The 12,627-nt window shown below is 47.3% G+C and carries 12 protein-coding genes and 1 tRNA gene; 7 read left to right on the forward strand and 6 right to left on the reverse strand.

The genetic code is table 11. From position 1 onward, the window contains the following. The first annotated feature begins 434 nt into the window (after positions 1–434). Positions 435–2,498: an Ig-like domain-containing protein gene (locus WJU16_RS25115; RefSeq protein ID WP_341836103.1), complete on the forward strand. Its 2,064-nt coding sequence runs from the start codon at positions 435–437 to the stop codon at positions 2,496–2,498. 74 nt (positions 2,499–2,572) lie between these two features. On the opposite strand, the gene WJU16_RS25120 is transcribed toward WJU16_RS25115, so the two are convergent. Together WJU16_RS25120 and WJU16_RS25125 are read right to left on the reverse strand one after the other, a co-directional pair. Next, on the reverse strand, positions 2,573–3,946 hold the full coding sequence (locus tag WJU16_RS25120) for an alpha-L-fucosidase (RefSeq protein ID WP_341836104.1): 1,374 nt from the start codon (positions 3,944–3,946) through the stop codon (positions 2,573–2,575). A 93-nt stretch (positions 3,947–4,039) separates the two neighbouring features. Next, positions 4,040–4,576 (reverse strand): GNAT family N-acetyltransferase, encoded by a 537-nt coding sequence (locus tag WJU16_RS25125; protein WP_341836105.1) that lies wholly within the window; start codon positions 4,574–4,576, stop codon positions 4,040–4,042. A 45-nt stretch (positions 4,577–4,621) separates the two neighbouring features. On the opposite strand from WJU16_RS25125, the gene WJU16_RS25130 reads away from it, so the two are divergent. The 3 genes from WJU16_RS25130 (at position 4,622) to WJU16_RS25140 (ending at position 7,324) form a co-directional block, all read left to right on the forward strand. Beyond that, the gene (locus WJU16_RS25130; protein WP_341836106.1) at positions 4,622–5,641 is read left to right on the forward strand and encodes an alpha/beta hydrolase; all 1,020 of its coding nucleotides are present in this window, start codon (positions 4,622–4,624) and stop codon (positions 5,639–5,641) included. A 90-nt stretch (positions 5,642–5,731) separates the two neighbouring features. Then, positions 5,732–5,804: transfer RNA gene (locus tag WJU16_RS25135), tRNA-Lys, on the forward strand. A 269-nt stretch (positions 5,805–6,073) separates the two neighbouring features. Beyond that, entirely contained in the window at positions 6,074–7,324 is a 1,251-nt protein-coding gene (locus WJU16_RS25140; RefSeq protein WP_341836107.1) for a site-specific integrase, read from the forward strand. 2 nt (positions 7,325–7,326) lie between these two features. Here the strand turns inward: WJU16_RS25140 and WJU16_RS25145 are convergent, their stop codons facing one another. The 4 genes from WJU16_RS25145 to WJU16_RS25160 form a co-directional block, all read right to left on the reverse strand. Next, entirely contained in the window at positions 7,327–8,028 is a 702-nt protein-coding gene (locus tag WJU16_RS25145; protein ID WP_341836108.1) for a hypothetical protein, read from the reverse strand. 90 nt (positions 8,029–8,118) lie between these two features. Further along, positions 8,119–8,550: a hypothetical protein gene (locus WJU16_RS25150; protein WP_341836109.1), complete on the reverse strand. Its 432-nt coding sequence runs from the start codon at positions 8,548–8,550 to the stop codon at positions 8,119–8,121. 1 nt (position 8,551) lies between these two features. Then, complete coding sequence (locus WJU16_RS25155) at positions 8,552–9,019, reverse strand: MbcA/ParS/Xre antitoxin family protein (protein WP_341836110.1); 468 nt, start codon at positions 9,017–9,019, stop codon at positions 8,552–8,554. Positions 9,020–9,054: 35 nt separating this feature from the next. Beyond that, on the reverse strand, positions 9,055–9,303 hold the full coding sequence (locus WJU16_RS25160; RefSeq protein WP_341836111.1) for a hypothetical protein: 249 nt from the start codon (positions 9,301–9,303) through the stop codon (positions 9,055–9,057). A gap of 336 nt (positions 9,304–9,639) precedes the next feature. On the opposite strand from WJU16_RS25160, the gene WJU16_RS25165 reads away from it, so the two are divergent. Genes WJU16_RS25165 through WJU16_RS25175 form a run of 3 tightly spaced genes read left to right on the forward strand, consistent with a single transcriptional unit; the run spans position 9,640 to position 11,879 of the window. Next, positions 9,640–9,870, forward strand: a complete 231-nt coding sequence (locus WJU16_RS25165) for a helix-turn-helix transcriptional regulator (protein ID WP_341836112.1) — start codon at positions 9,640–9,642, stop codon at positions 9,868–9,870. Between the two features lie 33 nt (positions 9,871–9,903). Next, entirely contained in the window at positions 9,904–10,938 is a 1,035-nt protein-coding gene (locus WJU16_RS25170; RefSeq protein ID WP_341836113.1) for a DUF4917 family protein, read from the forward strand. 32 nt (positions 10,939–10,970) lie between these two features. Next, positions 10,971–11,879: an SIR2 family protein gene (locus tag WJU16_RS25175; RefSeq protein ID WP_341836114.1), complete on the forward strand. Its 909-nt coding sequence runs from the start codon at positions 10,971–10,973 to the stop codon at positions 11,877–11,879. Positions 11,880–12,627: the final 748 nt, after the last annotated feature.

Here is a 12,627-nt window from a genome sequence, read left to right on the forward strand (position 1 = left end):
TATAGGTGCCGGAATAAAGGGAGTTGCCTCCCTTTTGTTTCACTTTGCATTACAAAGTAAATTCAAATTAGCGGATAAAACAAAGGCTTGCGGAAAAAATATTCTCGCAGGATATCATCCGCCAGCTGATAATGCGATCCGGCAGAAACGGGCGCACCCACCGTGTACATATCCCGCACATTCGGGCTTACGGTTTGCGCGTATCAGGCGGGGCGCATCGATCCCTTCATTAGTTCAGCAATCGGTGCAGGAGAAGCCGTTAAGTACTTAATTCTGGGTATTGCTGCTTCCCATCATCTTTGATAGCATTGCAGTTGAATTTGAAGGCGATAGCTATGTTATCTGAATTTATATTGATTAATAGTATAATCTGAAATCATGTCCAAACCATCCCTCCTCTTTTCGCTGGCCTTCCTGTCGCTGCTTGCATTTTCGTGCAAGAAGGAGAACGATCCGGATCCGGGCGGCGAAAAGGAAACCCCAGAACGGTCACGCTGGATGTGCAAACGGGGCTCCCCGGCCACATCATTAAAGCGAAATTCAATTTTCCCCTCGTTGCGGAATCGGGAGAAATTACCGCAGGCGGCCAGAAAACTGTAATCGCAAAGGTGGAAGACAGCGCCGCCGTATTCATCCTCCCCTACCTCCCCAGTGGCGATGTGAAAATCGATTTCAGCGCACTGGAGGTCAAAACGCCGGCCAGTTTTAAAATAGCGTCCTACACGCCCGTAAGTGCTCCCGATGCCGTGAAGGACCGGATGGTGGCCATCATGAATGAAATTGCCGCGGATATCACGCTGCCCGATGGATATGCATCTTCCGTTGCCGCCATTCGCGACAACTTCGTGGCCGGTTATCAAAAACTGACCGCTGCCGAGAAAGCCCAGGTGGCATTCATGTTCGAGCAATCGATGCTGCAGTCCCCTCCCGCCGTTAACCTCCGGCAAGCTCCCGGCGCCAGCAAGCTCGACGATTTCAAGGCGCCGACTTCTATTTCTTCAGACAAGGAATACCGGGAAGTGATGATCCAATGCATCGGATTGTACACTTTATCGGGTACGAACCTGGTGTTGGGGGCAACCATGATGGCGGCGCCTACTGGCGTCACCCAGGTGGCGGGCGCGGCGGTGATCGGTACGTCGCTTTATTGCTTCAAACAGGCTTTAGCCTGCAAGCGCCTGCTGACGCTATATTCGAAGGATACCAAAAGCGTGGAAAGCGTTCAACAGGGATCTTCCTATTCCGGCAACAGGGAAGCCGGCCGCCAAAGCGAAGATGCATCGGCCGAAAAAGAAGAGCGCATGGTATTCGAGATGGATATTTCCTACGAAATGAATGTAGTGGCGCTGCACGTATCCCTGGCTATGGATTCAAAAAGTCCCGTGATCAACAAGTTCTTAACTGAACTGCAGCGCCTCACCAACAGCATCAATGCTACCATCACGAAAGTCAATAACCTGAAAAACTGGCTCGTCCGTACCCCGAATATTCCCCCATTGGATTTTGGTATTCCCGCCACGGGGATTGCATCTTCTTTGGCGGTAAAAGCGGAAGACGTGACGCTCGCAAACATATCCAATCCCGCCATCACGATTACCAAAACGGTAAAGGACGGGAAGCTGATCGTGAAAGCCAGCAGCTCCACGCTCACTACAGACACTGAGTTTACCGTGGATTTCGTATTTGGTCAACCGTTCCTGGGTATTTCCAACCACCTCACCGTTGCTGCGCTTTACAGCCCGAAGCTGGTGCCACACACTATGTCGCTTGTTGCTGGTAACAACCAGCTCGGCGAGAAGGGGAAACAGTTACCAGCCCCGCTTAAAGTAAAGGTGCTGGATATTCGTGGGCAGCCTTTGCAAGATGTTAAAGTGGTGTGGCGGGTGAAGCTGGGCGGCGGTACGCTGTCGGCTTCCGAAACTATGACCGGGGCGGATGGTGTTGCGCAAATGAGCTGGACCCTCGGTGAGTCTGAGCTACAGGAGGTGGAAGCGGTGGTGACGAAAAAGGACGGGACGCCCGTCGCGGGAAGCCCGGTGCTGTTCAAGGCTACTTCCGGCAATCCATGGGAGAAGATGATGGCCGGCACTACCTGGGCGCGGGAAAATGGTTACCTCTACCCCACCAGCATGTACTCCGCGGAGGAAGCGCAAAGGATGTTCAAGGCCAACAGCAGCGAATGCACGGGCGGGCTGGGCACGATCACATACAATGATGTAGTGTATTGGTATATCAAGAGCCCTCAATCCGATGATGTAACTTTTAGCCGCGACTACAGTGTGCCCGTTATCGGCTATGCCTGTCACGTCAGCAATCCGCCCAGTAACTCCAACTGGGGCACCTGGGATGTGAGTACAGACGGGTATCTGCGAATTGCGCTGCCCACGTTTAACATGCTCTACACCAAACTCCAGTCAACCGATCAGCGTGAGTTCAAGGTGTATAAAACCGGCAGCGCGGCAGGGCAGATCAACTATGAGCGCTGGGTACTGAAATAACCCCATCTATATAACAGAAAGGGCCGGAGGCAGGGAAATCATCCCCGCTTCCGGCCCTTCTGTCTTTGTGAATTTTATAATTTTCCTTCCACTTCCAGTTTGATTACGGATGCAATGTCGTTCGTACCTTTCGCGGGAACGGTCAAGACAGCTCCTGGGCCATGGCTTGTTGCGGTCACTTTGCCTTTGCCGCCGAGGAGGCTGGCTTTGGATATTTTGGCGGTGAGGCCGTCTACCTGCAGCTTTCCATCCGCGGGCCATTCAAAAACCGACAGATAGAGCGTGGTGTTTTTACCATTGTGTTTCTGTGTGATCCTTCCCCATTTTTGCACCGGCAAAGGGTTGCCTTTGGTGCCGTAGACCGCTTCACCATTTACTTTCATCCACGCCCCTATTCCTATCAGCCGCTCGACGCTCGCTTCCGGGAAAGTTCCATCCGCCATGGGGCCGATGTTGAGGAGATAATTCCCTCCTTTCGACGCGATGTCTACCAGGTTGCGAACCAACGTTTCCACGGATTTCCACTTGTGGTCGTAGCTTTTGTAGCCCCAGGTGCCGTTCATCGTCATGCAGGTTTCCCAGTCGGTGCCGTCGAGGTCGCTGAGGTTGGGGATTTTTTGTTCCGGTGTTTTGTAATCGCCGGGAAAGTTGGGGCGTTTGAGGCGGTCGTTGGTGATGATGTTGGGTTGAGCGGTGAGGGCGTCCTGGAGTTTGCGGGCGGCTTCGTCGGTCATATTGGTGGGTGTGTCCCACCAGAGCACTGCCACGTCGCCGTAGTTGGCGAGCAGTTCGCGGACCTGGGGCACGGCCACGGAATCGATATATTGCTGGAACGATTGGGTTTCCTGCGCGGGGTCCCAGTGGCCGCTATGGGCTTTCGTGTAGGCGTTTACGCGGTTGCTGTCGGGATTGGGCCATCCTTCGTGCATTTCTTTGCGGGCGGCGGATCCGCCGGGATTGTTCCAGTCCTGGGCCTGGCTGTAATAGAATCCGAGTTTGATGCCATGTTTGCGGCAGGCTTCGGCGAGGGGTTTGAGGAGGTCTTTTTTGTAGGGCGTGGCGTCGGCGATGTCCCATTCGCTGGCTTTGGAATCGAATAGGGCGAAGCCATCGTGGTGCTTGGCGGTGATGACGATGTATTTCATCCCCGCGTCTTTCGCCATTTTCACCCATTGTTCCGCGTCGTAGCGGGTGGGATTGAATTGTTGCGCATAGGCCTGGTATTCGGCAACGGGGATTTTGCTCCTGTTCATGATCCATTCGCCGCCGCCGCGGTTCATGGGAAAACCATTGTAGGTGCCGGCGGGCACGGCATATACGCCCCAATGAATGAACATGCCGAAGCGGGCTTCGCGCCACCATTGCATGCGGGCGTCTTTATCGGTTTGTTGGGCGGAAAGGTTTTGCGCGCCGAGGAGCGCCGCCATCAGGAGGAGTGTTTTTCTCATGGAATTCATTTTAATGCAAACGATTGCACAAAGGCAATTTCGGATAAAATGCGGGAATGGGGTTGGATGTTTTTACCGGATGATGGTGTTTTTTTAACTGTTGCCGGTGAGGACTTTGGCCATGAGGAGGTCGCGGTCGCGGCGGGAGCCTATAATGAATGCGTGTTCACCGAAGACCGAGAAGCCTTCTCTTTCGTAGAGGGCCCTGGCGCGCGGGTTGTGTTTCCAGACGCCGAGCCATACGGTGCGCACGTGGCGCTGGCGGGCAAGCTGGAGGGCGTAATGGATGAGGGCTTTGCCGGTGCCGCGGCTTTGGGTGGTCTGGAGTACGTATATTTTTTCGATTTCCATGACGGGTTCCGGGAGCAAGGTGCCGTTATCGGGTTGTTTGTTGAAGTTGAGCTGCACGAAACCGGTGAGTTGTTCACCGGCTGCGGCGACGTAGTACTCGCTTCCCTCCTGCCGGAAGGCTTTGCGTACGGCTTCAGGGCTTTTGTGATCGCGGAGAAATGCTTCGAAATCTTCCGGTGGATATTGGATGCGGAAGGCGTCGGAGAAGGTTTGATATTCGAGTGCTGTCAGTGCCGGGAGGTCGGTTTCGGTGGCACGGCGGATATACGTGTCCGTCATACGCGCAAATTATGCTATTTTTGCACCGGAACCTCAGAAAACAATATGTGGAAAACCTTGCTCGTAACACCCTTGTTCGTTTCCGCGCTGGCGCAGGGCCAGACGGTTCACCGCGAGGATTTTATGATAGACAGCGACCCGGGCGTGAAGATCTTCGTCAGGGAGATCACCGTGAAGAAGCGCAGCCGCAAGCCGCCGGTGCTGATGTTGCACGGCGGAGGTTCTGGTGCGGTGGCTTCGTTTGATCTTCCCGTGGCGGGCGGATCGCTGGCCGAAGATTTGGCGAAGGAAGGCCAGCATGTGTTCATCATGGACGCGCGCGGCTGGGAAACTTCCACCCGGCCGGATTACGACACGCTGCGCCGGTGGACCATCACGGGCTCGTCGGCCGAAGTCTCCAATGATATCAATGCTGTGATCGATTTCATCCGCGAGCGCCTCGGCGTGAAGCAGGTGACGCTTTTCGGTTGGGCAACGGGTGGTCAGTGGATGGGATATTACTCCTGCATTTACCCGAACCGTGTGTCGGCATTGATTATGCTGAATAGTTTATACAATGAAAAAGCGCCCTGGTCGTTTACCGAATATTTCCGCTCCCCTTTCGATACCACACAATTCAACTACGCTTCCACTCACGTATTGCGCCGGGCCACGCGCACGCAGCTCACCGACAGCTGGGACCGCAGCATCCCCGACAGCAACAAGGCGCTTTGGCGCGATCCGGCGCTGGCGGAGTTGTATGGCAAGACGGCGGTGGGTTTTTATCCTGATAGTATCCTGGCTGTTCCGGGGGGCTACCGCGCGGAGGCGTTTTATACGGCGCAGGGCCGCGGGCAGTGGCACGCGAAAGACGTGCGGGTGCCGGTGCTCTACATTCGTGGCAAGTATGACAACTGGAGCCGGCAGGAAGATCTGCTGGCGTTGCAATTGCGGTTGGTGAACAGTCCGCGAAAGCAGTTCGTCACATTGCCGGAGGGTTCGCATCATGTTTTCCTGGATCGTCCGGAGAAAGGGCGTGCGCAACTAATTCAGGAAATTACGAGCTTTAACGTGCGCCGTAAGTGAGGATGAGAGAGTTGCGTAAAATTTTTTCATGTGAAAATTTGGAGCGAATAAATTAATTCCTATCTTTGCAATCCCAAACGAAACGGGGATGATCCTGTAGCTCAGTTGGTAGAGCAATACACTTTTAATGTATGGGCCCTGGGTTCGAGTCCCAGCGGGATCACAGAGGAAGCTCAAGCAAGAGCAAATAGAATTAAGGAACCCGCGTAAATACTGCATTTACGCGGGTTTTTTGTTTTTGGTTTACTCCAAAATACCCCAACTTTCCCGCGTTTTTCTATCGAAAAAAAGAGCATTGCGGTTAGCGACGAGTTACATATATTCGCTAACCTCGCAACGCTGAAAGGCTTACCTGTAATGCGTTTCCGAAGATCAAAGATGTAAGGACGAGTTTGTTTAAATCAATATCGGTTAACAAAAAAACTGAATTGCATGAAGAAAGGACATCTGCGTTTTTCAATGTTATGCTGGCTGAACCGTAGCCGTTCGAAGAAAGGCAAGCCCGCGATCTACCTCCGCATATGTGTAGATGGCAAACGGACGGAAATCTCCACCTATCAGTACATTGATCCCCTACTATGGGATCAGGCCGGGCACAAAGTGAAAGGAGCCTCCGAGGAAGCGGCCTCCATCAACCGGCAACTAACCGCCATGAAAGGTGATATTCAGCGGCATTACAGCCTTTTAGTTTCCACAGGTCAACCGGTGAGTGTGCAGGCTGTCCGCAATGCGTACCAGGGCATCGCGGAAACGGGTAAATCCCTTTGCGAGGCGTTCCTCTTTCACAATAAGCGGTTTGCCGATAAGGTGAAGGCTGGCACTAAATCCGCCGACACGCTCAAACATCACGAAGTGACGCGCAAGAAAGTTGAAACTTTCATTAAATGGCGGTATAAAGTCACGGATAAGCCACTGAAAGAAGTTTCATTTTCACTAGCGCCCGATTTTGAGCATTATTTAACTACGGTGGACGGGATTTCCTCAAATACGGCAATGAAGCACGTTAAAGTACTGAAACAGGTCTTAAAAATGGCCGTAGAGCAGGGATGGCTCCCCAATAATCCGCTGGGCAACTTTAAATGTACCTATGAAGAACCCGAGCGAGAACGCCTGACTATGGACGAGGTGGTGGCGCTCTACCGGAAGGAATTGCATCCCCGGCTTGCGGAGGTTCGGGATATTTACCTGTTTTGTTGTTTCACCGGCTTCGCTTATGCGGACGTGGCCCAACTGACGCCGGGGCATGTCGTGATCGGAATCGACGGGGAGAAATGGATCTCCAAAGCCCGGGAAAAGACGCAGAGCCGAGAGAATGTTCCCCTCCTTCCCATCGCCTTGCAGATCATTGAGCGGTATAAGGACGACCCGGTTTGCCGGGCGAAAGGAACCTTGTTCCCGGTGAGTACCAACCAGAAGTTTAATGCCTTTCTAAAGGAAATCGCCATTATTTGCGGGATCAATAAATACCTGACCTCCCACACGGCCCGGCATACTTTCGCCACCACGATAACGCTGGAGCAGGATGTGCCGATTGAAACGGTGAGCCAGTTGTTGGGTCATAAGTCCATCCGGACCACGCAGATTTATGCGAAGGTGACACAGAAGAAGGTAAGCAATAACATGGCACACTTAAAAAACAAGCTCTTTGGTGATGAAGGTACATTTAAAGAAGTCGGTGTGTAAATTTATTCCCACTCTTCAGCGTCAGGAAGCATCCTTAAAGTTTTAAGTTCTTCATATGTATTGTAAAATGTACATCTAGGGTAAGCAGGATTTTTTTCAGGGTTACCCGTCCATGTGAGATGGATTATGGCATAGCGCAGCTCGTTATTTTTTACTGCGTAAAATAGTACATCGTCATCTGGGCCATAACTTGCTAATGCAAAAAAGTCATATTCAGCATAATAGTGATTGCTGAATTTTTTGTCCACCCTGAAACGGCTTATTTCATTACTCAATTCACTTTCCAACGCAAACTTTGTTTCTATAGCTATGGAATACCAAGGTTCCTTAACAAAGGAAATAGGATTGTCGCCGTCTAACGTTTCGAAAATGTTAAAATAATTGGAGCCAACAACATCAACAGAAATTTCGTCCGGGAAATCTTCAATATCATAAATGCTGTACCCACCAAGGGGATGAAGGTAGCAACCGTTTTCTAATTGAAGATTCAAATTAAGTTGTTGTAGTTCTTCATTGTATTTCCCGCCAGATCTTCGAAAAATCTGTTGAAGGGAAAAATAGAATTTACTAGGAGTTAGTTTGCCCCCAACAACACCCATTGACTCATCTACTATTTTCATTTCAATTGTGCCGAGTGGTTTTGTATGGGAATAAAGGGTCGCTTTCATATAAACTAAACTAGCGATTAAAGATGGTTTTTGCAAGCGGTGTTTTTGTCAGACAAAAACCGCTTGCCCATCGCTCCCGGTGGTCGCGATGGGTGTATTTTTTCGATGAAAGGAAAAAAATGGAAATTATGGAGTTTGGATTGGCTTTACTTCTTTGATGCCTGCTTTATCGAAATAAGGGTGTTTGGGGTTTATGATATAGATACTTCCCCATTTCCATTTTAATGACGGGATTTGTGCGACCAAAGCGGCCTCTTTTATCAGAAAGCGCCATGCCCAATCCCCAAATTTCGGACTTCCTTCTCGGGGGCTGGCATACAAATTATAGCGCAATTCCTTGACGATTTCCACGGAACCGTCGGGTAGCATGTACTCTAAAATCCGGAATTTATCAGGCAAATCCGCTAGATAGCCGCCAACTGGATGTTCCAATACCGCCATTGCGATGGAATCGTATGCCCGGATGAATGGAAGTTTGGAATGGTGGTCACATCCTGTAAGCGAATCTAGTTCCAGTAAATTAGCGATGCTTTTATGTACTATCCGGTATAATTTCATGCTAATGATATTGACCAGTTAACATTTCTGTAAGTAAAGAACGGACTTCCAGCAGGCCGGAGTGAGTGCATAACACATCTACCGGTGGTTGATTGTTTAGACGGGGATTTGGGTTCAGCATCCAATCGCAACGCACGTTTATATTCCCAATTATGAAGTAGCCGTAGCTATACACCTCGATAATACCCAAGATCTTGTCACTGATTATCGGGCTGATTACCTCATCCGGGTGGTAGGAATAGATCGCCCTTTCCGTTACATTCAAGAGTTTGGAGAGTGTGGGAAAATCCAGTTTCAATAGAACTTTGATCGTAATAAGTTCCCACTTGGTCACGCCTTCCAGCGACTTTTTCTCCCTTTCGGACAAAGAAAGTTCAGAAAATTGCCGGAAGTATTCGTCGGCTGTAATGGTAATTGCATCGTAAGCCTTCCGCGGTCGGCCGCGGCGATTGGGTTTGGTTGGTAGCATTTGCAATAGATTTTTGTTGTGAGAACTCGGAAGATTTACAGGCTCGGCGGTTTAATATTTTCATAGACCGCCTCGAAGAACTCGCCGCATCTTTCTATGAAGAAGAGCATATCGGCACGGGTTTCTCCGTCCCACATATCGGCATGTTTACTTCCCATAGCAGCGACAAGTAGCTCCCAAAGTTTGCCTTTGGCAGAAGTTGGAACGGGGTAACATTCAAAAAAATCAACTATTGCTTCAACGGAGGGGCCGGGATTGGCCTCCAGGTCAACAAGTTTTCCCATAACGTTAGCTTTTGAAGTATCACAAATTACTTTGACGCTATGCGGATCGGGGCCAGCCAGGTAAAAGAATGGCGCGGAACCCAACTCGCCACCGGCAAGGCCGTAGGAAGCCTACTGGGATGGACAAGAAGGGCCCGCACCAAAAGGTACGAGCCTCCTCCTCTTCATCTCTCCCAGTTTGAATTTCCTACGTTCTGCCGGTGAGAATCAAAGAAGCAGCTCTAATTTCTTGCAGGGCTGCAATAATAGCGAATATAGGGAAATATTTTCAATTTGGGGCGAACGCCCCAAAGAATATTCCTCATTTTCTGGCATTTTAGAGTATTCGATATAATTATGGAAAAATTTGAAAATGTAGAAGTGCTAAAAAAGCTGGGGAATCAGATTCGGTTAATTCGAAAACGGAAGAAGTTGACTCTTGACGATGTTTCAGTGCAAAGTGGCATCGATACAAGTGATATCGGCAAAATTGAGCGTGGTGAAATTAATTTAGCTTTTATAACCCTATATCGAATAGCCAAAGGGCTCGATATAAAGTTATCTCTACTTTTAGACTACGAAGAATAAAATTGCAAATTCTTTATAACGAATAACCTCAAAATGCGTATATACGACTATAGCGATGTAAGAAAAAAGTTAGAGAATGGCACTTCTCACCTTTTATTAGGTAATGGATTTAGTATTTCTTTCAGTGATGTGTTTTCCTATGAGTCACTTTTTAAAAAGGCAGTTGATAATGGATTGAGTGATAATGCAATTAAAGTATTTGATTTATTGGGGACCAATAACTTTGAAGGTGTTCTTAGAGTTCTAAACAGTACGGCAGCCGTAGCAAGCTTTTATTACGATTTGGATGATAATGGGGACTTAATCTATGATGATGTTAGAATTATTAAGGAAACTCTAATTAAGACCATTGCGGAATCCCATCTTCATCATACAGGAGAAGTGCCAAATAATGCAAAAGATTCATGTATTGACTTCTTAATGCCATATAAATCGGTTTTTACAACTAACTATGATTTACTTCTATATTGGGTAAATATGCATAGTGGGGATAGACCTATTTTTGGGGATGGATTTAGGGCTGAATTTGAAAACCCTGATGCTGAATATGTTGTATTTGCGGAAAGGCTTGGTGGCGATAAAGGAATATATCATTTACATGGTGCATTACATTTGTATTTTTCTGATGGTTATATAAAAAAACATTGTTGGTCAAGAACTAAGCGCCCTTTAATTGATCTTATTAAATCTGGACTGGATAATAATAGTTTTCCATTATTTGTTGCGGAGGGCTCTCCTGAAAAAAAGGTAGAGCAAATAAATTCAAATGCATACTTATCCTATTGTTTGAGTAAACTTGGAAGAATTACTAATAGGCTAGTTGTTTTTGGTAATACGCTTGGCGCTTCCGATGGACATATTGTTGACGCAATTGCTGATAATGATAAATTGATAGAGGTGTGTATTGGTCTATATGGTGATGTTGACTCTCCCACGAATCAAGAGACAATTAAATCGGCCCAATCGATCTTGGACAGAAGAGCAAAGATGAATGTATTTCGGAAAAGAAAAGATAAAGAACTAAACCTTATTTATTATAAAAGTGATTCCATTGATATTTGGAGTTAATGCCCACTATCACATTAAAATTATCCCAACTTATGTATACCCTAGTTTATGGAAATGGCTTTAATAGACTTAGTAAAGATTCAATATCCTGGAATGAACTATTGAAAAAAATTCACCCACTATTAGAATCGACTGAAAATATACCCTACACTGTGATATATGAACAGATTTTGTTAGAGCGCCCTGCAGAACTTCCTAATATATTGAAGGACGAGGAAGGTCTAAAAGTATCGATTGCCGAGTTGCTCGCGAAATTTAAGACAAATGAGTTCTATGAGCACTTACTGGATTTGGCTTTACCAAACTATCTGACAACCAACTACGAACATTCTTTACAATCAACATTTAAGGAGAAATTTAATGGAATGGTCTATGACAATAGTACTGAAGATGTATACAGTATACGTAGGAATTTTTCGTGTATTCAAGATGGAGTCGACTATTGTAAGATTTGGCACATGCATGGTGATGTAAGTCATCCAAAATCAATAATGCTAGGATTAGATCAGTATTGTGGTTCCGTTGGTAAAATAGATAACTACATCAAGGGGAAATACGATTTGACGCTCAATGGTGAGAAGTTAAAGCCCGTAAGAATTGAAGAGAAGTTGAAAAATGAGAGTTTTGATTCATATTCATGGATAGATTTGTTTTTCTCAACACATGTATATATCATTGGTTTGTCTCTGGAATTTAGTGAGATCGATTTATGGTGGATTCTTAATAAGCGAGCTCGACTGCTTAAGGATAGGCTTATTGATCGGAATCGAAATTCAATAGTTTTTTATTCTAAAAGTGAGAAAGTTGAACGGGTGAAATTGATAGAATCATTTGGTATTACTGTCATACAAGGAAAGTCGAATCAGAGCTATGAGGATTTTTATATGTCAGCAATTAGAGATATCAAAAGCAAAGTTGGCAAAATGGAGGTAAATTCTTAACTTCAATTATTCTTACATTTTGACGATTGGTATATAGGTTAGCTTTGGGGTAAGCATAATGTATTTTGCATTATTCAACGACGGTTTCAAAAATATTCCCTGATCCCAGCGGGATCACGAAGGTACGAGCAATCGTACTTTTTTCGTTTAAATACGCCTGCTGGCATAGCTTTCACGAATTATTCCGTACAAAGTTGGGATCAAGTTGAAAAGTTGGGGGAAGCAGTAAAAAAGTGTTGTTTTGCATACTTTATCAATGATCTCTGTGGACCAGTACTATCAACAACTCATCGAACCCCATTTGCCAGCCGGCATACTTGAATATTTTACCTGATCAAAATGACTCAATCGCCCAATGGGCTTCATATTTACCTGGAAGAACGCATTGGAGCTCCACTGGTGTATAATGGCGTAAAACTCCATTCCAAAGGGCTTTTGGACGAGGTTAGAGTCCCGGATTTCCCTATCCGGGGCCCAAAGGTGACGCTGGTAATCAAACGCCGACGATGGGGAATTGTGGAAACTGGTAATCCGATCAGCAGAGACTGGAATCTGGTTGCCGACGGAACTCGAATTACCCAAGAGTTCGGTATTTTTTTTAAGAAGACATTTAGATGATAGCGCTATGAGCCCCGTCCAGTTGGAATAGCTTTTTCATGTTGATGGCAAACAACTTCAGCAGCAATATAAGCATCAACTGAGCGACTTTCCCTAATGGGAGCAGAAAGAACATGCAGAGCACTGAATG

This window comes from Chitinophaga pollutisoli, assembly GCF_038396755.1.
GTDB lineage: Bacteria > Bacteroidota > Bacteroidia > Chitinophagales > Chitinophagaceae > Chitinophaga > Chitinophaga pollutisoli.